Source organism: Rhizobium fabae (assembly GCF_003985135.1).
GTDB classification, from domain to species: Bacteria; Pseudomonadota; Alphaproteobacteria; order Rhizobiales; family Rhizobiaceae; genus Rhizobium; species Rhizobium pisi.
The window spans coordinates 292,783-315,597 of record NZ_ML133649.1; the positions used below are offsets into that span (position 1 = coordinate 292,783).

The 22,815-nt window shown below is 62.1% G+C and carries 19 protein-coding genes and 1 pseudogene; 17 read left to right on the top strand and 3 right to left on the bottom strand.

The window, feature by feature from the left end:
- Positions 1-76: 76 nt before the first annotated feature.
- A complete protein-coding gene (gene olsB / locus EFB14_RS12690; protein WP_125842023.1) occupies positions 77-955 on the top strand; it encodes a l-ornithine N(alpha)-acyltransferase in 879 nt (292 codons plus the stop codon).
- A gap of 69 nt (positions 956-1,024) precedes the next feature.
- Here the strand turns inward: olsB and EFB14_RS12695 are convergent.
- Together EFB14_RS12695 and EFB14_RS12700 are read right to left on the bottom strand one after the other, a co-directional pair.
- Positions 1,025-2,003, bottom strand: a pseudogene (locus tag EFB14_RS12695) (helix-turn-helix transcriptional regulator).
- Between the two features lie 325 nt (positions 2,004-2,328).
- The gene (locus tag EFB14_RS12700; RefSeq protein ID WP_125842021.1) at positions 2,329-4,614 is read right to left on the bottom strand and encodes an NADP-dependent malic enzyme; all 2,286 of its coding nucleotides are present in this window, start codon (positions 4,612-4,614) and stop codon (positions 2,329-2,331) included.
- Positions 4,615-4,727: 113 nt separating this feature from the next.
- Between EFB14_RS12700 and mutS the strand changes: the two genes are divergently transcribed.
- The 4 genes from mutS to murJ all read left to right on the top strand — a co-directional run bounded on the left by mutS (position 4,728) and on the right by murJ (position 12,364).
- Positions 4,728-7,454: a DNA mismatch repair protein MutS gene (gene mutS, locus EFB14_RS12705; RefSeq protein ID WP_125842019.1), complete on the top strand. Its 2,727-nt coding sequence runs from the start codon at positions 4,728-4,730 to the stop codon at positions 7,452-7,454.
- Positions 7,455-7,465: 11 nt separating this feature from the next.
- On the top strand, positions 7,466-7,741 hold the full coding sequence (locus EFB14_RS12710) for a hypothetical protein (protein WP_125842017.1): 276 nt from the start codon (positions 7,466-7,468) through the stop codon (positions 7,739-7,741).
- Positions 7,742-7,866: 125 nt separating this feature from the next.
- The gene (locus EFB14_RS12715) at positions 7,867-10,773 is read left to right on the top strand and encodes a [protein-PII] uridylyltransferase (RefSeq protein WP_125842015.1); all 2,907 of its coding nucleotides are present in this window, start codon (positions 7,867-7,869) and stop codon (positions 10,771-10,773) included.
- 10 nt (positions 10,774-10,783) lie between these two features.
- On the top strand, positions 10,784-12,364 hold the full coding sequence (gene murJ / locus EFB14_RS12720; RefSeq protein ID WP_125842013.1) for a murein biosynthesis integral membrane protein MurJ: 1,581 nt from the start codon (positions 10,784-10,786) through the stop codon (positions 12,362-12,364).
- Between the two features lie 3 nt (positions 12,365-12,367).
- On the opposite strand, the gene EFB14_RS12725 is transcribed toward murJ, so the two are convergent.
- Positions 12,368-12,796: a YcbK family protein gene (locus tag EFB14_RS12725; protein WP_125842011.1), complete on the bottom strand. Its 429-nt coding sequence runs from the start codon at positions 12,794-12,796 to the stop codon at positions 12,368-12,370.
- A 187-nt stretch (positions 12,797-12,983) separates the two neighbouring features.
- Between EFB14_RS12725 and EFB14_RS12730 the strand changes: the two genes are divergently transcribed.
- The 12 genes from EFB14_RS12730 to EFB14_RS12785 all read left to right on the top strand — a co-directional run bounded on the left by EFB14_RS12730 (position 12,984) and on the right by EFB14_RS12785 (position 22,751).
- Positions 12,984-13,382 (top strand): VOC family protein, encoded by a 399-nt coding sequence (locus EFB14_RS12730; RefSeq protein WP_125842009.1) that lies wholly within the window; start codon positions 12,984-12,986, stop codon positions 13,380-13,382.
- 193 nt (positions 13,383-13,575) lie between these two features.
- Positions 13,576-14,640, top strand: a complete 1,065-nt coding sequence (trpS, locus tag EFB14_RS12735; RefSeq protein ID WP_126825707.1) for a tryptophan--tRNA ligase — start codon at positions 13,576-13,578, stop codon at positions 14,638-14,640.
- A gap of 85 nt (positions 14,641-14,725) precedes the next feature.
- On the top strand, positions 14,726-15,217 hold the full coding sequence (locus EFB14_RS12740; protein WP_125842005.1) for a universal stress protein: 492 nt from the start codon (positions 14,726-14,728) through the stop codon (positions 15,215-15,217).
- A gap of 220 nt (positions 15,218-15,437) precedes the next feature.
- Entirely contained in the window at positions 15,438-16,004 is a 567-nt protein-coding gene (locus EFB14_RS12745) for a NifU family protein (protein WP_125842003.1), read from the top strand.
- Between the two features lie 89 nt (positions 16,005-16,093).
- Positions 16,094-16,756, top strand: a complete 663-nt coding sequence (tsaB, locus tag EFB14_RS12750) for a tRNA (adenosine(37)-N6)-threonylcarbamoyltransferase complex dimerization subunit type 1 TsaB (RefSeq protein WP_125842001.1) — start codon at positions 16,094-16,096, stop codon at positions 16,754-16,756.
- Positions 16,753-17,253: a GNAT family N-acetyltransferase gene (locus tag EFB14_RS12755; RefSeq protein WP_183604887.1), complete on the top strand. Its 501-nt coding sequence runs from the start codon at positions 16,753-16,755 to the stop codon at positions 17,251-17,253. The genes tsaB and EFB14_RS12755 overlap by 4 nt, the downstream gene beginning before the upstream one ends.
- Positions 17,254-17,292: 39 nt before the next feature.
- Entirely contained in the window at positions 17,293-17,721 is a 429-nt protein-coding gene (locus EFB14_RS12760; protein ID WP_125841997.1) for a Fur family transcriptional regulator, read from the top strand.
- Positions 17,722-17,748: 27 nt separating this feature from the next.
- Positions 17,749-18,546, top strand: a complete 798-nt coding sequence (gene olsA / locus EFB14_RS12765; RefSeq protein WP_126825710.1) for a lyso-ornithine lipid O-acyltransferase — start codon at positions 17,749-17,751, stop codon at positions 18,544-18,546.
- A 49-nt stretch (positions 18,547-18,595) separates the two neighbouring features.
- Positions 18,596-20,029 carry a tRNA (N6-isopentenyl adenosine(37)-C2)-methylthiotransferase MiaB gene (gene miaB / locus EFB14_RS12770; protein WP_126825713.1) on the top strand — a complete coding sequence of 478 codons (1,434 nt, stop codon included), beginning with the start codon at positions 18,596-18,598 and terminating at the stop codon, positions 20,027-20,029.
- A gap of 18 nt (positions 20,030-20,047) precedes the next feature.
- A complete protein-coding gene (locus tag EFB14_RS12775; protein ID WP_125841993.1) occupies positions 20,048-21,094 on the top strand; it encodes a PhoH family protein in 1,047 nt (348 codons plus the stop codon).
- Positions 21,094-21,609, top strand: a complete 516-nt coding sequence (gene ybeY, locus EFB14_RS12780) for an rRNA maturation RNase YbeY (RefSeq protein ID WP_125841991.1) — start codon at positions 21,094-21,096, stop codon at positions 21,607-21,609. The genes EFB14_RS12775 and ybeY overlap by 1 nt, the downstream gene beginning before the upstream one ends.
- Complete coding sequence (locus EFB14_RS12785; protein ID WP_125841989.1) at positions 21,606-22,751, top strand: hemolysin family protein; 1,146 nt, start codon at positions 21,606-21,608, stop codon at positions 22,749-22,751. Before ybeY ends, EFB14_RS12785 begins: the two co-directional genes overlap by 4 nt.
- Positions 22,752-22,815 lie beyond the last annotated feature (64 nt).

Here is a 22,815-nt window from a genome sequence, read left to right on the forward strand (position 1 = left end):
TGAAATGCATTATGTCACTTTCCTGTCGTATAGAAGTGTTTTATGGCGTCGATAAGCCGGCAACGGGAGAATCGCCATGTCCTCCATCGACATCCTGAATCATGACACCACCGCAGAGGCTCCACGGCCCTCGACGGCTGCTGTGCAGAAGGACGGCGATATTCTCGGCCGCATCGGCAATCTGGAAACTCGCCTTGCCCGCACGGCACGCGAGATCGATGCCGCCCAGGCCGTGCGCTACCGCGTTTTCGTTGACGAGATGAAGGCGCAGCTACCGCCGGACGCAATGCGCCGCCAGCGTGATGTCGATGCCTATGATGCCTTCTGCGATCATCTGCTCGTTCTCGACCGCTCGCTGGAGGGCGATCCCGAAGACCAGATCGTCGGCACCTATCGGCTGTTGCGCCAGGATGTCGCCATCGCCAACGGCGGATTTTACTCGGCTTCCGAATTCGAGATCGATGGCCTCATCACCAAACATCCGGATAAGCGTTTCATGGAACTCGGCCGTTCCTGCGTCCTGCCGGAGTACCGCACCAAGCGCACGGTCGAGCTTCTGTGGCAGGGCAACTGGGCCTATGCGCTGAAGCACGGCGTCAGCGCCATGTTCGGCTGCGCGTCGTTCCCCGGCGTCTATCTCGAAAGCCATGCGCTGGCGCTGTCCTTCCTTTATCACACCGTGCTCGCGAAGAATGAATGGGCGGTCGGCGCCTTGCCGCATCTCGCCCGCAACATGGACCTGATGCCGGTCGAGGCGGTCAACCCGAAGCGGGCGCTGATGTCCCTGCCGCCGCTGATCAAGGGCTATATGCGCCTCGGCGCGATGGTCGGCTCCAGCGCCGTCGTCGATCATGCTTTCAACACGACAGACGTGCTGATCGTGCTGCCGATCTCCAGCATTTCGGACCGCTACCTGAATTACTACGGCGCCGACGCCGGCCGCTTCGCGAGCTAATCGACGCGAGCGACGATCGTCTTCGCCTGCCTATGAAAAGCCGATGCCAGCTTGGCCGATGGCGTGGCCTCATCCACCGGATCGTCTTCTCGTGTCCGACGGGTTCTCTCCATACGCCGCCCGATAGGTTGCCGCGAAACGGCCAAAGTGAAAGAACCCCCACTTCAGGCAGATGTCCCGCAACGGCTGCTGGTTTGAAGCATCGCGTAGATCTTCTCGGACCGCTTGCAAGCGGATTGCCCTGAGATAGGCCGCCGGTGTGGTTTCCTTGAAGTCACGAAAACCGACTTCAAGAGCGCGAATGGAAATGCCTGCCGCCTCCGCGACACTCTGCATCGTCAACGGCTGGGCGATGTTTGCGTGCATGAATTCAATGGCGCGACGGACATACCGCGGTGCGGTCAGATGGATTTTCTTGTCGAGCAGATGCGAGAGCCGATGCGGAATCAGGCGCACCACGAGATCGGCAAGCGCCTGGGTCAGGTTCAACATGGCGATTGAAGCAGCGGCCCGTTGTTGCGCATGCCGATGATGATCGTTTGGGCGAGGCTGCCGAATAACCGTCCCGCTGCCGTTGAAAAATCAATGATCGGTGCCAAGCCCATCGTCCCGATCAGGGGCGTCTCCAGTACGGAGGCGACGACCTGCGCTATGATTGTCCAGTTCAGATTGAGCGTATCTGACCGGTGAGGCGCTGCTTGTACGGAAATCCAGTCCGGCTCGATATTGTTCATCAATAGCAGCCGCCCAGGTGTGGCTTCCGCCACAGTCCGACCAAGCGCTACATTAAGAGCGCCAGTGCGCGGAACGACAATTGCCAGAGATTGCGACCCATGTGCCGTTCTTGCACCCCAGTTGCCGGAATCCTGGTTGCTGACCAGCGACAACCTTTCGTCACCCCAGACCCGACCTTCCAGTCGAGTGGTTTCTCTCGGCCATTGCGCCATGCGTGGAACGAACCAAACCCCTTGGTCAGGGCTTCAACCATATCGTCGAAAGTCGTTCCCTGAAATCGGGGGGTGAAATTGAGGGACGCATTTCCTGGCATGGGAACCCAAACGGCTGATGAAATATTAAAACAATCGAGCAGCAAAACCGTCTATTGCCCATTGCTTTTTTCAAGGTCCATGCGGGCAAATTTATGCCGCGCGTATAAGGTTATTGCATCAAAAGTATGACTTATCGAATGAACAATGCGCTGCGCAGCACCGCCAGCGTGTATGCGTGACGGTGATCGGCAATTCGGAACAATCGTTGTCGATGAGGGCGCAGCAGAAGAGTGGCGAAGCCGGGTAAGATAACCCACAAAACCTGTGCCCGGCCGACGCGCTGTCGGCCGGGCACAGAATGCCGTCATATCGAACTGGGCGAGTTTACGAACCCGCGCCATAGGCGGCGATCGCCGCCATGTTGACGATGTCGGAATCCTTGGCGCCCATCGAGGTGATCTGCACCGCCTTGTCGACACCGACCAGGATCGGGCCGATCACCGTGGAGCCGCCGAGTTCCTGCAGCATTTTGGTGGAGATCGAGGCCGAGTGGAAGGCCGGCATGACGAGCACATTCGCCGGACCTGAGAGGCGGCAGAAGGGATACTGCTCCATCACCTTGCGGTTAAGCGCGACATCGGCCGCCATTTCGCCGTCATATTCGAAATCTACGCGGCGCTTGTCGAGGATCTTCACCGCCTCGCGCACCCGCTCCGAGCGTTCGCCCGAGGGATGGCCGAAGGTGGAGTAGGCCAGCATGGCGACGCGCGGCTGATAGCCCATGCGGCGCGCGAGACCGGCTGCCTCCTCGGCGATATCGGCAAGCTGCTCGGCGGTCGGCATGTCGTGCACCGCGGTATCGGCAACGAAGACCGTACGGCCGCGGCAGAGCGCCAGCGACACGCCGATGATGCGATGGCCGGGTTTTGCGTCGATGCAGCGGCGCACATCCTCGAGCGCCGTGGAATAGTTGCGGGTGATCCCCGTCACCATGCCGTCGGCGTCGCCGAGCGCCACCATGGTGGCGGCAAAGTGGTTACGGTCGTTGTGGATCAATCGCTGGGCATCGCGGTAGAGATAACCGTGTCGCTGCAGTCTGGCATAGAGATAGTCGATATAGGCCTCGACGCGGGTCGAGATGCGGGCGTTGACGATCTCGAGGCCGGGCCGGTTGAGATCGATCCCGGCGCGCTCCGCCGTTGCCCGGATCAGGTCCTCGCGGCCGAGCAGGACGGCGGTGCCGAGCTGCTGGTTGGCGTAGGACAGTGCTGCGCGCAGGACCTGCTCTTCCTCGGCTTCGGCAAAGACGATCCGCTTCGGGCGGCGGCGGACACGCTCGTAGAGGCTGGCGAGCGTCGAGGCGATCGGATCGCGGCGCGCCGAAAGCTCGCGGGCATAACCCGCCATGTCATTGATGACCTTGCGGGCTACACCGCTTTCGATCGCGGCTTCGGCAACCGCGACCGGGATCGCCGAGATCAGACGCGGATCGAAGGGCACGGGAATGATGTATTGCGCGCCGAAACGCGGCCGGTTGCCCTGATAGGCGGCGACCACGTCGTCTGGCACGTCCTCGCGGGCAAGGTTTGCCAGCGCCTTGACGGCGGCGATCTTCATCGCGTCGTTGATTGTGGAAGCACGGACATCGAGAGCGCCGCGGAAGATGTAGGGAAAGCCGAGGACGTTGTTGACCTGGTTCGGATAGTCCGAGCGGCCTGTCGCCATGATGGCGTCGTCGCGGATGCGGGCGACTTCTTCCGGCGTGATCTCGGGGTCGGGATTGGCCATGGCGAAGATGATCGGCCGATCCGCCATCGAGCGAATCATCTCGGCTGAAAACGCGCCCTTCTGCGACAGGCCGAAAACGACATCGGCACCTTTCATCGCCTCTTCCAGCGTGCGCGTGTCGGTCTTGGCCGCGTGCGCCGATTTCCACTGGTTCATGCCCTCGGTGCGGCCTTGGTAGATGACGCCCTTGGTATCGCAGAGAATGATGTTCTCAGAGGCAAAGCCCATCGCCTTGATGAGTTCGACGCAGGCGATTGCTGCAGCACCCGCGCCGTTGCAGACGAGCTTCGTCGTCTTCAGGTCGCGGCCGGTCAGCTCCAGCGCATTGATCAAGCCGGCGGCAGCGATGATCGCCGTGCCATGCTGATCGTCGTGGAAGACGGGAATGTCCATCAGTTCGCGCAGCCGGCTTTCGATCACGAAGCAATCAGGCGCCTTGATATCCTCGAGATTGATGCCGCCGAAGGAAGGGCCGAGGAAACGCACGCAATTGATGAATTCATCGACATTTTCGGTGTCGATCTCGAGATCGATGGAATCGACGTCGGCGAAGCGCTTGAAGAGCACCGCCTTGCCTTCCATCACGGGCTTGGAGGCCAGCGCGCCGAGATTGCCGAGGCCGAGAATGGCAGTGCCGTTGGAAATGACGGCGACCATGTTGCCGCGCGCCGTGTAGTCGTAGGCGGTCTGCGGATCGGCCGCGATCGCCTTGACGGGAACGGCAACGCCCGGCGAATAGGCAAGCGACAGGTCCCGCTGCGTCGCCATCGGCTTGGTCGGATTGATCTCCAGCTTGCCGGGCCGGCCCATGGCGTGAAATTCGAGCGCCTCCTGGTCGGTCACCGAGGTCACTGGCCGGTCCTTCTTATCGATATCGGGCATAAATCCTCCAACGTCCTGTGGGCGACGCTTCGCTCTTCCTCAAATGCTGTTGTCATCTATAGCGGCGCGCGGATAGGGTTGGCACCTGTTTTTTTGGGAAAAACTGCACCTCCGTGAACGCACGAATAGACACCGGGAATGAAGCCTTTTCGGCTGCCGAGCTCGCCACGGCGGAAAGCCGTGCCTCGGCGACGCCGATGATGGAGCAATATATCGAGATCAAGGCGAACAATCCGGATTCGCTTCTCTTCTATCGCATGGGCGACTTCTACGAGCTGTTCTTCGAGGATGCGCTGGAAGCCGCCCGCGCGCTCGGCATCACGCTGACGAAACGCGGCCAGCACATGGGCCAGGATATCCCGATGTGCGGCGTTCCGGTCCATGCGGCCGACGACTATCTGCAGAAGCTGATTGCGCTCGGCTTTCGCGTCGCCGTCTGCGAGCAGATCGAGGATCCGGCCGAGGCGAAGAAGCGCGGCGCGAAATCGGTCGTCAAGCGCGACGTCGTTCGCCTGGTCACACCGGGCACGATCACCGAGGAAAAGCTTCTTTCGCCCTCGGAATCCAACTACCTGATGGCGCTCACCCGCATTCGCGGCGGAGCCGAACCGGCGCTGGCGCTTGCCTGGATCGATATTTCCACCGGCGTCTTCCGGCTCGCTGAAACCGAAGCCTCGCGGCTGCTTGCCGACATTCTGCGCATCGATCCGCGCGAACTCATCCTGCCCGACACGATCTTCCACGATCCCGAACTCAAGCCCGTATTCGACGTGCTCGGCCGCACCGCCGTGCCGCAGCCGGCGGTGCTCTTCGACAGCGCGAGCGCCGAAGGCCGGATTGCGCGTTATTTCTCGGTCGCGACGCTCGACGGCTTCGGCACGTTCTCGCGCGCGGAACTTGCAGCAGCGGCAGCCGCCGTCGCCTATGTCGAGAAGACCCAAATCGCAGAGCGTCCGCCGCTCGGAAAGCCGGAACGAGAGAGTGCAGCTTCGACGCTCTTCATCGATCCCGCCACCCGCGCCAATCTGGAGCTTGCCCGCACGCTTTCGGGCGATCGCAATGGCTCGCTCTTGAAAGCGATCGACCGCACCGTCACCGGCGGCGGCGCGCGGCTTCTCGCCGAGCGCCTGATGTCGCCGCTGACCGACCCCGCCCGCATCAACGCACGGCTCGATTCGATCGGCTTCCTGATCGACGAGCCTTTGCTCTGCGGCAATCTGCGCGACACGCTGAAACATGTGCCCGACATGCCGCGGGCACTGTCCCGGCTGGCGCTCGACCGCGGCGGGCCGCGCGATCTCTCTGCGATCCGCCAGGGCCTCGAGGCAGCCGCCGGGCTTGCCGGCCTGCTTGGCACGGCCATGCTGCCGGAAGAGCTCGGCCAGGCGCTGTCGGGGCTGCAAGCCCTTCCCGCGAGCCTGGAAAAGCTGCTTGCCGAAACACTTGCCGACGAATTGCCGCTCCTGAAACGCGACGGCGGTTTCCTGCGCGACGGCGCCAGCGCCGAACTCGACGAGGTCCGGGCGCTGCGCGACCAATCGCGCCGTGTCATTGCCGGCCTGCAGCTGCAATATGCCGAGGAAACCGGCATCCGGTCGCTGAAAATCAAGCACAACAATATCCTCGGCTATTTCATCGAGGTGACCGCCGGCAACGCCGGACCGATGACTGATACGGCGGAGGCCAAGGCGCGCTTCATCCATCGCCAGACGATGGCTAGCGCCATGCGCTTCACCACGACAGAGCTTGCCGATCTCGAAAGCCGTATCGCCAACGCCGCCGACCGGGCGCTTTCGATCGAACTCGAAGCCTTCGACAGGATGACGGCTGCCGTCGTCGCGGAGGCCGAGGCGATCAAATCAGGCGCAAGGGCGCTTGCCGTCATCGACGTCGCGGCGGGTCTCGCGCTACTCGCCGAGGAGCAGGCCTATTGCCGGCCGCAGGTCGACGGGTCGAAGATGTTTGCCATCGAGGGCGGGCGCCATCCCGTCGTCGAACAGGCGCTGCGACGGCAGGCGGGCGGCCCCTTCGTCGCCAACAATTGCGACCTCTCGCCGACGACCGGCGATCGCGACGGCGCGATCTGGCTGCTGACCGGCCCTAACATGGGCGGTAAGTCGACCTTCCTGCGCCAGAACGCGCTGATATCAATCCTGGCGCAGATGGGCTCCTTCGTGCCCGCAACATCAGCCCATATCGGCATCGTCGACCGGCTTTTCTCGCGCGTCGGCGCCTCCGACGATCTCGCGCGCGGGCGCTCGACCTTTATGGTCGAGATGGTGGAAACGGCTGCCATCCTCAACCAGGCAAGCGACCGCTCCCTCGTTATCCTCGACGAGATCGGCCGCGGCACCGCCACCTTCGACGGTCTTTCGATTGCCTGGGCGGCCGTCGAGCATCTGCATGAGGCCAACCGATGCCGCGGCCTCTTCGCCACGCATTTCCACGAGCTGACCGTGCTTTCGGAAAAGCTTGGCCGGCTATCGAACGCCACGATGCGCGTCAAGGAATGGGACGGCGACGTCATCTTCCTGCACGAGGTCGGACCGGGTGCGGCGGACCGCTCCTATGGCATCCAGGTCGCCCGCCTTGCCGGGCTTCCGGTCTCGGTCGTGGCGCGCGCCCGCGATGTGCTGACGCGCCTCGAAGATGCCGACCGCAAGAACCCGGCAAGCCAGCTGATCGATGACCTGCCGCTTTTCCAGGTGGCAGTGCGCCGCGAGGAAACGGCCCGTGGCCCGTCCAAGGTCGAAGAGACGTTGAAGGCGATGAGCCTCGACGACATGACGCCGCGCGAGGCGCTAGATGCGCTTTACGACCTCAAGAAGAAGCTGAAATAGGAGTGCGACCCATGTTCATGGAAAAGCTGGTTCGCGAAACCGAGCGCCTGTCTCTCATCTGCTCCATGCTCGACACGATGCGGCGCACAGACAAGGACCGCAATGCGCGCGGCTGGACCTCGCCGATCGGCATGCTGAAAATTACCCGATGCTGCGCTATGATCTGCGAACTCGGAACTTCGATCGCCAAGGCTGGCTATCGCGAATGCGACAGGCAGACGCTTGAGGAGATCATGCGCGAAACGCGGCAGGTGTTGCATTTGCTAAATGCGCGAGCCGCCTCCTGAGCTTTTCGGGAGAAGCCCGGCGCTGCCCAAGGCGCTCTGTGGCTTACCAACACCATTTCGCCAAATTTAAAGGTTCTTGCAGTATGAAGGCCCGTGTCAATCGCCGGGCAAAGAGGTTATAGCGCATGCAGACGAAACGTGAGGCGAGCCTCGATCAGGCAGCCCGGCATGAACAGGAAGCCGCCCCGGCGACAGCGATGCGCGACCTCGATTTCTCCAATATCCTTGACGTCGAGCTCTTGCACAAGCAATGCGACGCCATTGCCGAAGCCAACCGCAACCGGCCCGACGTCATGCGTGCCGATCTCCTGGCGGCGCTGAAAAAAGCAAGCACGGAAGGCCGGCAGAAGGCTCGCGCCGCACTGTTGGCCGACGGCGGCGGGCTCAATTGCGCCTATCGGATATCCTGGCTGCAGGACCAGATCATCACCGTCCTCTACAATTTCGCCACTGCCCATATCTTTCCGCACCAGAAGGACAAGTTCGCAGTCACCGCCGTCGGCGGCTACGGCCGTGACACGCTGGCGCCCGGCTCGGATATCGACCTGCTCTTCCTCTTCCTGCCGCGACCGGCGGAAGAGACGCACAAGGCGGTCGAATTCATGCTCTACGTGCTCTGGGACATGGGCTTCAAGGTCGGTCACGCCACCCGCACGGTGGAGGAATGCATCGCGCTTTCCAAATCCGACATGACGATCCGCACCGCCATCCTGGAGATGCGCTACATCTGCGGCCTGCAGCGGCTGGAAACCGAACTCGAGGCCCGCTTCGACAAGGAAATCGTCACCGGCACCGGCCCGGAATTCATCGCCGCCAAGCTTGCCGAGCGCGACGAGCGCCACCGCAAGGCCGGCGATACGCGTTACCTCGTCGAACCGAACGTCAAGGAAGGCAAAGGCGGGCTTCGCGACCTGCACACGCTGTTCTGGATCTCGAAATATTATTATCACGTGCGCGACCAGGCGGAACTGGTCAAGCTCGGCGTGCTGTCGAAGCACGAATACCGCCTCCTTGAGAAAGCCGACGACTTTCTCTGGGCGGTGCGCTGCCATATGCACTTCCTCACAGGCAAGGCCGAGGAGCGCCTGTCCTTCGACATCCAGCGCGAGATCGCCGAAGCCTTCGGCTATCACACCCGCCCGGGCCTCTCGGCCGTCGAGCGCTTCATGAAACACTATTTCCTCGTCGCCAAGGATGTCGGCGATCTCACCCGCATCCTCTGCGCCGCCCTTGAAGACCAGCAGGCGAAGTCGATCCCCGGCCTCACCGGCGTCATCAGCCGCTTTACCCATCGCAATCGCAAGATCGCCGGCAGCGTCGAATTCGTCGAAGACCGCGGCCGCATCGCGCTCGCCGACCCCGAGGTCTTCAAGCGCGATCCCGTCAGCATCATCCGGCTCTTCCACGTCGCCGACATCAACGGACTGGAATTCCATCCCGATGCGCTGAAGCGCGTCACCCGTTCGCTTACGCTGATCGACAACAGCCTCAGGGAAAACGACGAGGCGAACCGCCTCTTCATGTCGATCCTGACGTCGAAGCGCGATCCGGCGCTGATCCTTCGCCGCATGAACGAGGCCGGCGTGCTCGGCCGCTTCATCCCGGAATTCGGCAAGATCGTCGCCATGATGCAGTTCAACATGTATCACCACTATACGGTCGACGAACATCTGATCCGTACCGTCGACGTTCTCTCGGAGATCGACAAGTCGCGCGCCGAAGAGTTGCATCCGCTCGCCAACAAGCTGATCTCAGGCATCGAGGATCGCGAGGCGCTTTATGTCGCCGTTCTCCTCCACGATATCGCCAAGGGCCGCCAGGAGGATCACTCGATCGCCGGCGCCCGCGTCGCCCGCAAGCTTTGCACCCGCTTCGGGCTGTCACAGAAGCAGACGGAGATCGTAGTCTGGCTGATCGAGGAACATCTGACGATGTCGATGGTGGCGCAGACCCGCGACCTCACCGACCGCAAGACGATCACCGATTTCGCCGACCGCGTTCAGTCGCTCGAACGGCTGAAGATGCTGCTGATCCTGACGATCTGCGACATCCGCGCCGTCGGTCCCGGTGTCTGGAACGGCTGGAAGGGCCAGCTCCTGCGCACGCTCTATTATGAAACCGAACTGCTGCTCGCCGGCGGCTTTTCGGAGGTCTCCCGCAAGGAGCGGGCCAATGCCGCGGCCGAGGCGCTGCATGCAGCCCTTACCGACTGGAGCCAGAAGGACCGCAACACCTATACCAAGCTGCACTACCAGCCCTATCTGCTCTCCGTGCCGCTGGAAGACCAGATCCGCCACGCCCATTTCATCCGTCAGGCCGACAAGGCCGGCCAGGCGCTCGCCACGACGGTGCGCACCGACAGTTTCCACGCGATCACCGAGATCACCGTACTCTCTCCCGACCATCCGCGACTGCTCGCCGTCATCGCCGGGGCCTGTGCGGCGGCCGGCGCCAACATCGTCGACGCGCAGATCTTCACGACGTCGGACGGGCGGGCGCTCGACACGATCCATGTCAGCCGCGAATTTGCAGACGATGCCGACGAGCTGCGCCGTGCCGCCACGATCGGACGGATGATCGAGGACGTGCTATCCGGCCGCAAGCGGCTGCCCGAGGTCATCGCCACGCGCGCGCGCAATCGCAAGAAAAGCAAGGCCTTCGTCATTCCGCCGTCGGTCAACATCACCAACAGCCTGTCAAACAAGTTCACGGTCATCGAGGTCGAATGCCTCGACCGGCCGGGACTGCTGTCGGAGATCACCGCCGTGCTCTCCGATCTGTCGCTCGACATTCAGTCGGCCCGCATCACCACCTTCGGCGAGAAGGTGATCGACACCTTCTACGTCACCGATCTGGTCGGCCAGAAGATATCGGGCGACAGCAAACGCGCCAACATCACCGCCCGGCTGAAGGCCGTCATGGCCGAGGAGGAGGACGAACTGCGCGAGCGCATGCCCTCCGGCATCATCGCGCCCGCCGCCACCGCCCGGACCTCGACCTCCACCGACAAGAAAGCCGGTTCTCCCGTATGAGCCTACACGCATGAGTCTCGTCAAGAAATTTGCGACCGTCGGCGGCGCAACCCTCGGCAGCCGCATCTTCGGCTTCGCGCGCGAAACGCTGATGGCGGCTGCCCTCGGCACCGGGCCGATGGCCGACGTCTTCTACGCCGCCTTCCGCTTTCCGAACCTCTTCCGCCGGCTATTCGCCGAAGGCGCCTTCAACGCCGCCTTCGTGCCGCTGTTTGCCAAGGAGATCGAGGCGAACGGCACGGATGGCGCCAAGCGCTTTTCGGAAGAAGTCTTCGGCGTCTTGTTTTCTGTGCTGCTTCTCATCACCATCGTGATGGAGCTTGCCATGCCGCTCCTGGTGCGCTTCGTCATCGCGCCAGGCTTTGCCGACGATCCCGACAAGTTCTCGATCACGATCCGCATGGCGGCCGTGATGTTTCCCTATCTCATGTGCATGTCGCTGACGGCGATGATGAGCGGCATGCTGAATTCGCTGCATCATTTCTTCGCCGCCGCCATCGCCCCCGTTTTTCTCAACGTAGTGATGATCGGGGCGCTGTTCTATTCGCTCTATACCGGCGCCGATCCACTGGCGACGGCCTGGTATCTTTCCTGGGGCGTTCTTGCCGCTGGCGTGCTGCAGCTCGCCGTCGTCTATGTCGGCGTGCTTGCGGCCGGCATGAGCATCGGCTTGCGTTTCCCCAAGATGACGCCGAACGTCAAACGGCTGCTGATCCTTGCAGTGCCGGCCGCTGTGACGGGCGGCATCACCCAGATCAACCAGCTGATCGGCCAGGCGATCGCCTCCTCCCGGGACGGCGCGATCGCAGCACTCCAATATGCCGACCGCATCTACCAGCTACCACTCGGCGTCGTCGGTGTGGCCGTCGGCGTGGTGCTGTTGCCGGAACTTGCCCGGGCGTTGAAGGGCGGCAACCTGCGCGAGGCCGGAAATCTGCAGAACCGCTCGATCGAATTCGTGCTGTTTCTGACGATCCCCGCCGCCTTCGCGCTCTGGATTCTCTCTGACGAAATCATCCGCGTGCTCTACGAGCGCGGCGCCTTCCATCAGGAAAACACCGCCGTCGTCGGCTCGATCCTGGCGATCTACGGCATTGGCCTGCCGGCCTTCGTGCTTATCAAGGCACTCCAGCCCGGCTTTTATGCCCGCGAAGACACCAAGACGCCGATGCGCTTTTCGGCGATTGCGGTAGCCACCAATTGTGCCACCGCGCTCACCCTCTTTCCCTACATGGGCGCGCCGGGTATCGCCGTTGCCGAAGCCACCGCCGGCTGGATCAGCACCGTGCTGCTGTTCACCACGCTTTTGCGCCGCGGCCACCTGAGATGGGAATGGGCGCTGGCAAAACGCGCCGCCCTTTTGATCGTCTCCGCGGCCGTGATGGGCGCCGCGATCGTTTTCCTCAAGCAATACTGGGCGCCCTGGCTTGCTTCTGGCTCGCCGCTCCTCACCAAGATCGGTACGCTCGGCCTGTTGATTGCGATTTCCATGCTGGTCTATTTCGCCGCCGCCTTCCTGATCGGCGGCGCGGATCTCGGCATGATAAGGCGCAATCTGAACCGCAAGCCGGTTTCGGCAAAGGACGTGTAAACTTTAACAGTCGACCCATCGCCTCTGCGGTCCGACGTCGACATGGACGATGCCGTTGCAATAGCTGCCGATACCGCCGATGCCGGGGGCGCTTTTTGCGGCGGCAATGATTGCTCGTTCGGAAAGGCCCGGCATCCTGATGTCGGCCGCCAGGCATTTTCCATGCAGGGAACCATGACGGCTAGGGTGCGGCCGGTGACCGGACGTTACGATCGGGCGCCGCCCGGTCTTTGCGGCGATATGCGACAGGATCGCCCGCAGGCGCGGGGGAAAACAGCCGGCGCGAACACTGACGGTCTGGACCGCGTAGGCGAGGCGCGCCTCATGTCTGGGAAGATAAACGGCATGCATTTTGGCGTCTTGACCGGCAGCACCGGTTGCTGATTGTAGAGCGAAAAGGCCTGCCATGGCGAGCAACGTGGCGTTCTGCATGGTCCCTCCGATCGGCTGTCACGGCGACCCTTCAAGCCGCCAACGCGAACGAGGATTCTCAGTTCAATAAAAGCTTTTCTGTGAAATTTTATACTCAATTGTAACTAAATCATCTGATCAATTTGGCTTAAAATATGAGCTTTACTCGTCAGAAGATGGAATAAACATCCAAAACACAGGAGATCACATGACGACCCGGTCCCTTTTCCTCGTCACCCTCGTCATCGACGACTACGACCGCGCCAAGGCCTTTTATTGCGATGCCCTCGGTTTCGATTGTCTTCAGGACGAGCAGCAGCCGGAGGGAAAGCGCTGGGTGGTCGTGAAGCCCGGCGGCGGGGATGGCGCCGCATTTCTGCTGGCCCAGGCGACGAACGAGGCGCAGCGGGCGGCAATCGGCAATCAGACCGGCGGTCGCGTCGGCTTCTTCCTGAAGACCGACGATTTCGCACGCGATCACGCCGCAATGCGCGCGGCCGGGGTCCGCTTTCTCGAAGAGCCGCGACATGAGGTTTACGGCACGGTCGCGGTCTTTGCGGATCCCTACGGCAACACCTTCGACCTGATCCAGCATGCAGCAGCTTGAAACACTTGATTGCAATCGGCTGCCCGTGCATAAGCCGCCGCGTTAGCAACATGGGCAACTGGCCCACTGCATAATTCCTTAAGTCGGAATCGACTTAAGGAATTATGCAGCGATTTGGAATGTTACAGCGTCCTTTGCGCGTCTGAAAAGACGCGCGGCGCTGTAGGCCCTCCACCAGCCTATTGAGGACGACATGAGCGAATTCAAGAAACTCGTATTCTCCGGCGTGCAGCCGACCGGCAACCTGCATCTCGGCAATTATCTCGGCGCGATCCGCAGGTTTGTGGCGTTGCAGGAAGGCAATGACTGCATCTACTGCGTCGTCGACATGCATGCGCTCACCGCCCAGCTCGTCCACGACGATATGCCGAGCCAGACGCGCTCGATCGCCGCCGCCTTCATTGCCGCCGGCATCGATCCGGAAAAACATATCGTCTTCAACCAGTCGGCCGTGCCGCAGCATGCCGAACTCGCCTGGATCTTCAATTGCGTCGCCCGCATCGGCTGGATGAACCGCATGACGCAGTTCAAGGACAAGGCCGGCAAGGACCGCGAGCAGGCCTCGCTCGGCCTTTACGCCTATCCGAGCCTGATGGCTGCCGACATTCTCGCCTATCGCGCCACCCATGTGCCTGTTGGCGAGGACCAGAAGCAGCATCTGGAGCTAACTCGCGATATCGCGATGAAGTTCAACCTCGATTATGCCGAACATATCCGCAGGTCGGGTTACGGCATCGACATCACCGTCGGCGACGAGCCGGTGCATGCCTATTTCCCGATGGTCGAGCCATTGATCGGCGGGCCGGCGCCGCGCGTCATGTCGTTGCGCGACGGCACCAAGAAAATGTCGAAATCGGACCCCTCCGACCTCTCGCGCATCAATCTGATGGACGACGAGGATGCGATTTCGAAGAAGATCCGCAAGGCGAAGACCGATCCGGACGGCTTGCCGAGCGAAATCGACGGGCTGCAGGGCCGGCCGGAAGCCGACAATCTGGTGGCGATCTATGCGGCGCTCGCCGACAAATCGAAGATCGAGGTGCTCGCCGAATTCGGTGGCCAACAGTTCTCCGTCTTCAAGCCGGCGCTGGTCGATCTGGCGATCCACGTGCTTGCGCCGATCACCGGAGAGATGCGCCGGCTGATGGACGATACCAGCCATATCGACGCGATCTTGCGCAAGGGCGGCGAACGCGCGAGGGCTCGCGCCGAGGTGACGATGAAGCAGGTCCGCGACGTCATCGGCTTCCTTTATTGAGGCATGTCCCCACTTCCCTGCGTCGGGGAAGAGGGGCAAAAACTCAGCTTGCAATTTTTCGGCTTCGGGTGTCAGAGTCCGCGCCATGGTATCGAAGCGACTCTCACGGCTCGAAGGTCATCGCCGCAAGTTCATGGCGGTGATCGACGGTACGCCTGAATGCCAGCGCGCCGTTCATTATGCCGGCCGGCGCGCGAAGAATTCCAATGGCGGCCTGGTGCTCCTCTACGTGATCCCCGACGGCGACTTCCAGCAATGGCTCGGCGTCGAGGAGATTATGCGGGCCGAGGCGCGCGAGGAAGCCGAAGCTGTCGTTGCCAAAATCGCGCAGATCGTGCGCGAGACGATCGGCATCGAGCCCGAAATCGTCATCCGTGAGGGCGGCGCTGCCGAGCAGATCAACGCCGTGATCGAGGAAGACCGCGATGTGGCGATCCTCGTTCTTGCCGCGGGTTCGGCGAAAGAAGGTCCGGGGCCGCTGGTCTCGTCGGTTGCCGGTCGCGCGGCGGCGTTTCCGATCCCGGTCACCGTGTTGCCGGATACGCTGACGAATGAGGAAATCGACGCCCTCTGCTAGAGTACGATGCCGAAAAGTGTGAGCGGCTTTCGAGCCGATATCGTGGTCTAACTATTTAAATTAGAACGGGATTCATATTTTAGGCCGACCAGGCCGGAAATCATCCTGCTCCAGCATTTCTTGAGTACAAGTCTCTTGAATAGCGCCCGCTTTGGGCTTATTTTCTTTTGAAGAATTCTAAAGACGGCCGAGGTCACGGGCCTGCCGCATGGAGAGCCAGATGTTCATTCAGACCGAAGCCACGCCGAACCCCGCCACGCAGAAGTTCCTGCCGGGTAAAGTGGTCATGGAAACCGGCACGGCCGAGTTTCGCAGCGCCGAAGAGGCCGAGGCCTCACCGCTTGCCGCCCGCCTGTTCGATATCCCTGGCGTGACCGGCGTCTATTTCGGCTATGATTTCATTTCTGTCTCGAAGGACAGTGCCGAATGGCAGCATCTGAAGCCCGCCATCCTCGGCTCGATCATGGAGCATTTCATGTCCGGCAAGCCGGTCATGGGCGATGCCTCGATCCTCTCCGAGGACGTTGATGCCGGTGACGAATTCTTCGACGAAGGCGATGAATCGATCGTGCTGACCATCAAGGAGCTTCTGGAGACCCGCGTGCGCCCGGCCGTTGCCCAGGACGGCGGCGACATCACCTTCCGCGGTTTCAAGGACGGCAAGGTCTATCTGAACATGAAGGGTTCCTGCTCCGGCTGCCCGTCCTCGACGGCAACGTTGAAGCACGGCGTCCAGAACCTGCTGCGCCATTTCGTTCCGGAAGTACAGGAAGTGATTGCCGCTTAAAAAGCTCGAATTCGCACCGGCCGTTCATCTCAGGTTCGGCCGGGCGGATTTATGAATAGGCGACAATAGTTTATTCGGAAATTGATGGCATGATCGTTCTGGCGCTCGACACGGCAGGTGTGGATTGCGCTGCCGCCGTCTATGACAGCGGCAGGAATACGATGCTGGGGGAGGCATCGGACATGATCGGCAAGGGGCATGCTGAACATTTGATTGGTATCGTCGACCGCGCGCTGGATCAGGCGGGAATGACGCTTTCTCATATCGACCGCCTTGCCGTCACCATCGGCCCCGGCTCCTTTACCGGCATCCGCGTCGGCGTTGCTGCGGCCCGCGGTTTTGCGCTCTCCCTCGATGTGCCTGCCGTCGGCGTAACCACGCTCGAAGTCATGGCCGCTGCCCAGCGCGAGAAGACGCCTGGTCGCGCCGTGCTGGCGGCGATGGACGCCAAGCGGGATGAAATCTACCTTCAGCCCTTCGCCGCCGACGGCTCCCCGCTCGATGCGCCGCGGGCGTTGAGCGTCGCGCAAGCCCAGGCTTTTGCCGCCGACTTCGAGGGCGAGATCACGGGCTCCGCAACGCCGCTTCTCCGGCCCGATGCCGGCGGCGATCATGCCAACATATTCCCGATCTCCATTGTGGCGCGCCTCGGTGCTGCCGCCTCCCCCGATGCCGGAAAGCCGAAGCCCCTTTATCTGCGCGGACCCGATGCCAAACCGCAGGCCGGGTATGCGATTGCGCGACGAGTATGACGATGTTGGAAGCCTATCTGACGCTGAAGCCCGAATTCGAAATCGTCGCCATGGAACGCGAGGATTGCCGCGATGTCGCCGTCCTGCACGGCGAACGCTTCGCCCGTCCCTGGGGTGACGGCGAATTCCACAGCCTGCTGTCGCAGGAGACCGTGTTCGGCTTCGTCGCACGCCAGACCAACGCCATCCTGAAAAAGCCGCTTCCGGGGTTCATCCTGGCTCGCCATGTCGCCGGCGAGGCGGAAATCCTGACTGTCGCCGTGCAGGCGAAGGTCGCGCGCTGCGGGCTCGGCTGGCGGCTGATGCAGGCGGCGATGCGGGAAGCACGCGCCCGCGGCGGCGAGAGCATGTTTCTCGAGGTCGACAACGGCAATACGGCAGCGCTTGGCCTTTACCGCAAGCTCGGCTTCGAAAAGGTCGGCGAACGCCAGGGCTACTACAAGCAGGAAAACGGCGCCCTCTCCACGGCGCTTGTCATGAAGCGCGTTCTTCGGTAGTTCCCTGTCGCAATACGAATATCTTTCTAAAGGCGGGCCATGACGGACGTAGCCAAGACCCTTGAGGAGCTTTGCACCGAACGCGGCATGCGAATGACCGAGCAGCGCCGCGTGATTGCGCGTATCCTGGAAGACTCGCAGGACCACCCCGACGTCGAAGAACTCTACCGCCGCTCGGTGAAGGTCGATGCGAAGATCTCGATCTCGACGGTCTATCGCACTGTGAAGCTATTCGAAGACGCCGGCATCATCGCCCGTCACGATTTCCGCGACGGGCGCTCGCGCTACGAAACGGTGCCCGAAGAGCATCACGACCACCTTATCGACCTGAAGACCGGCACGGTCATCGAATTCCGTTCGGCGGAGATCGAGGCGCTGCAGGAGCGTATCGCTCGCGAGCATGGCTTCCGGCTGGTCGATCACCGCCTGGAGCTCTACGGCATTCCGCTGAAGAACGAAGACCTCTGACGCAATGGCAGCCCGGGAGACCCGCCTTTGATCGCCTGGCTGCGCATCGCCTCCGCTGCGGTCGTCATCCTTGCCGTCAGCATCGTGCTCATACCGCTGCAGGTGCTGGCCCTGCGTTTCGACTGGCGGCTGCGCCGCCGGCTTCCGCGTGTCTGGCACCGCATCATCTGCTATTGCCTCGGCATCCGCATCCGGGTGACGGGCAAGCTCGAAGACCGCCGGCCGCTGATGCTCTGCTCCAACCATTCGTCCTGGATGGACATCATGGTGATGTCGGCTGTTGCCGACGTCGCCTTCATCGCCAAGATCGAGGTGCGGGACTGGCCGATTTTCGGCACGCTCGCCAAGCTGCAGAAAAGTGTCTTTGTCGTGCGCGAGGAGAGGCGCAAGACCGGCCATCAGGCAAACGAGATCGCCGGGCGCATGGCCGACGGCGAGATCGTGGTGCTTTTCCCCGAGGGGACGACGTCTGATGGTAACCGGCTGCTGGAGGTCAAGTCCTCGCTGTTCGGCGCCGCCGCAATGGCGGTGCCCACCTCGCCGACGGGAACGGTCGTGGTGCAGCCGGTGGCCGTCGCCTATACCAAGGTGCACGGCATCGCCATGGGGCGCTATCACAGGCCGCTCGCCGCCTGGCCGGGTGATATCGAACTCCTGCCGCATCTCATCGATATCATGCGCTGCGGCGCTATCGACGCCGAGATTTCCTTCGGCGAGGCGGTGGAATATCGCGCCGATACCAATCGCAAGGAGGTGAGCGCGACGATCGCCTTGCGCATCCGCAACCTCCTGAACAGCCGCTTGCGCGGGCGGGAAATCTTCTAAAGCAAGATTTCGATTTTCTCGGGCGGCAAAAACCACTAAATAGCGCGCCATGACACAGGACAGCGCCCTTCTTCAGTCCCCAGAGGCAATCCTCCACGAAGGCCCCAACGAGGCCCTCCGCGACGGCAGCAACAGCCGCAAGGTCTTCATCAAGACCTACGGCTGCCAGATGAACGTCTACGATTCCACGCGCATGAGCGATGCGCTCGCCCGTGACGGTTACGAGCCGACGGAAGTTATGGAAGAGGCCGACCTCGTCCTTCTCAACACCTGCCATATAAGAGAGAAGGCGGCCGAGAAGGTTTATTCGGCCCTCGGGCGGCTGCGCGAGATGAAAAAGAAGAGGGCCGCGGACGGCCGGGAGATGATGATCGGCGTGGCCGGCTGCGTCGCCCAGGCGGAAGGCGAAGAGATCCTGCGCCGGGCGCCGGCAGTCGACGTCGTCATCGGCCCGCAGACCTATCACCGCCTGCCGGAGGCACTCCGGCAGGCCAAGCAGGGCCGTCGCGTGGTCGACACCGAATATGCGATCGAGGACAAGTTCGAGCATCTGCCGATCGCCGAAAGCCAAAAGATCCGCGCCCGTGGCGTCACCGCCTTCCTGACGGTGCAGGAAGGCTGCGACAAGTTCTGCACCTTCTGCGTGGTGCCCTATACGCGCGGCTCGGAAGTGTCGCGGCCGGTTTCCCAGATCGTCGAGGAAGCCGAGAAACTCGTCGAAGGCGGGGTGCGGGAGATCACCCTGCTCGGCCAGAACGTCAATGCCTGGCACGGCGCCGGGCCGGGCGGCGAAGCATGGAGCCTCGGCGACCTGCTCTACCGTCTTGCCGAGATCCCGGGCCTTGCGCGGCTACGCTATACCACAAGCCATCCGCGCGACATGGACGACCGGCTGATCAACGCCCATCGCGACCTCAGGACGCTGATGCCCTACCTGCATTTGCCGGTGCAATCGGGCTCGGACCGCATCCTGAAGGCGATGAACCGGCGCCACACGGCCGCCGAATATCTGACGCTGATCGAGCGCATCCGCGCCGTGCGTCCTGACATTGCGCTGTCGGGCGATTTCATCACCGGCTTTCCGGGGGAGACAGACGAAGATTTTGAGGATACACTGAGACTTGTAGAGGAGGTGCGTTACGCGCAGGCCTTCTCGTTCAAATACTCGACACGGCCGGGCACACCCGGCGCGGAACTGAAGGACCAGGTGCCGGAAGAAATCAAGGCAAAACGGCTGGAACGCCTGCAGGCGCTTCTCCTGAAGCAGCAGCAGGAATTTGCCGAATCCTGCATCGGCAAGGAGATTGATCTGTTGCTCGAAAAGCCCGGCCGCATGCCGGGACAGCTGATCGGACGATCTCCCTGGCTTCAATCAGTGAATGTTGATGCAAAAGCATCGCAAATCGGTGACATTATCAAAGTGCGAATCACCGGAACCGGAACCAACAGCCTGTTTGCCGAACGCGCAGAGGCTGCGGTTTAACCTAAGGAGCCCGACCGCTTGAACGGACAAGAATTGGTTTCTTCTTCACCGCGCCACCCCCGCACGCCGAGCGATACCAATCACTTCGTCCTGACGTTCGAGAACAACCGGTTCGCCAGCGAGCTCTTCGGCCAATTCGACCAGAACCTCAAGCTGCTCGAGGAACGGCTCAGTATCGATGCGCGGGCGCGGGGCAATTCCGTCGTCATCACGGGCGATGTCGTGACCACAAACCAGGCGCGGCGCACACTCGACTATCTCTATGAAAAGCTCCAGAAAGGTGGCAGCGTGGAACGATCCGACGTCGAGGGCGCAATCCGCATGGCGGTCGCCGCCGATGATCAGCTCAGCCTTCCCACCATGGAGCGCAAGGCCAAGCTGACCATGGCGCAGGTTTCCACCCGCAAGAAGACGATCATCGCCCGCACGCCGACCCAGGACGCCTATATCAGGGCGCTGGAGCGCTCCGAACTTGTCTTTGGCGTCGGCCCGGCCGGCACCGGCAAGACCTATCTCGCCGTCGCACATGCCGCCCAGTTGCTGGAGCGTGGCGCGGTCGAAAAGATCATCCTGTCGCGTCCCGCCGTCGAAGCGGGCGAGCGTCTCGGCTTTCTGCCCGGCGACATGAAGGAAAAGGTCGATCCCTATCTTCGCCCGCTCTATGATGCGCTTTACGACATGATCCCCGCCGACAAGGTCGATCGGGCGATCACCGCCGGCGTCATCGAAATCGCGCCGCTCGCCTTTATGCGCGGCCGCACGCTCGCCAACGCCGCCATCATCCTCGACGAAGCGCAGAACACGACATCGATGCAGATGAAAATGTTCCTGACCCGTCTCGGCGAAAACGCCCGCATGATCGTTACCGGCGACCCGAGCCAGATCGACTTGCCGCGCGGCGTCAAATCCGGCCTCGTCGAGGCGCTGCAGCTTCTGAACGGCGTCGAGGGCATCTCGATCGTGCGCTTCAAGGATACCGACGTCGTCCGTCACCCGCTGGTCGGGCGCATCGTCAGGGCCTATGATTCCACTTATGCCTCCGAAGACGTCAGCCGGCAGGACTGATGGCCGAACTCGATATCCAGATCAGCATCGAGGACATCGGCTGGCCCACCGAGGAGGCGCTGCTGGCGTTTTGCGAGCGCGTGCTCGGCGCCGCCGCGGTCTATCTCAGCGACAGCGAGAAGCAGCCCTTTCCTAAAATGCCGCCCGAGGTTTCGCTGGTCTTTACCGACGATGCCTCGATCCAGGACATCAACGCCGAATGGCGCGGCAAGGACAAGGCGACCAACGTGCTTTCCTTTCCGGCCTTTCCCGTCAAGCCCGGCAAGATGCCCGGTCCGATGCTTGGCGACATCATCATCGCCAAGGAGACCGTGGAGCGGGAAGCCCGCGAGCTCGAAAAGAGCTTCGACGACCACCTGACGCATCTTCTGGTCCATGGTTTCTTGCATCTTCTCGGCTACGACCATATGAATAGTGACGAAGCCGAAATTATGGAGGGGCTGGAGACTCGCATTTTGGCGCAGCTCGGCCTATCTGATCCCTACGAGGGTCAAGACCTTAAAATGGAACCATGAGCGACTTTACGACGAAGCCGGCGGCAGACGCCAAGGACTCCGAGCCATCCTCTTCTTCGGACGAGGTAGGCAGTAGTAGTCGGCCATCCGGCCGATCCCAATCCTTCTGGTCGCGCGCCGCGCGCATTCTACGCCCGCAGCAGGGCTCGCGGCTGCGCGAGGATCTCGCCGACGCGCTGATGACCGATGCGGCCGGCGACGATGCCTTCTCGCCGGACGAGCGGGCGATGCTGCATAATATCCTGCGCTTTCGCGAGGTGCGCGTCGCCGACGTGATGGTGCCGCGCGCAGATATCGAGGCGGTAGATCAGAACATCACCATCGGCGAACTGATGATCCTCTTTGAGGAATCCGGCCGCTCGCGCATGCCCGTCTATGCCGATACGCTCGACGATCCGCGCGGCATGGTGCACATCCGCGATCTGCTCTCCTATGTCGCCAAGCAGGCGCGCAACAAGCGCCGCGGACCGACGAAGCCGGCCGCTGCCGCGCCGGCGATCGAAGTTGCGCCCGAAAACATCCAGAAGCCCACGCGTTCAGCAAAGCCGAATTTCGATCTCGCCCGCGTCGACCTGCAGAAGACGCTGGCTGAGGCCGGCATCATCCGCAAGATCCTGTTCGTGCCGCCGTCGATGCTGGCGTCCGACCTGTTGCGCCGCATGCAGGTGAACCGTACGCAGATGGCGCTCGTCATCGACGAATATGGCGGCACCGATGGGCTCGCCTCGCATGAAGACATCGTCGAAATGGTGGTCGGCGACATCGACGACGAGCATGATGACGAAGAGGTGATGTTCAAGCGCGTCGCCGAAGACGTTTTCGTTGCCGATGCCCGCGTCGAACTGGAAGAGATCGCCGAAGCGATCGGCCCGGATTTCGACATCAGCGAGCAGGTCGACGAGGTCGATACGCTGGGAGGCCTGATCTTCTCCGCGCTCGGCCGCATCCCGGTGCGCGGCGAGGTCGTCCAGGCGCTGCCCGGCTTTGAATTCCATATTCTCGACGCCGATCCGCGCCGCATCAAGCGGCTGCGCATCACCCGCAAGCGCCACGCCATCCGCCGCCGCGCCAAAGCCGACGGCGACGCCACCCCCGGCTCCGAGGCCGGCGACGACCGGCCGGCCGAATCAACCGCCAACTGACACGACAAAGTGCCGCTTTTTTGAAAGACTGCGGACGGGTTGATTCGCAGCTTGATGGGAGTGC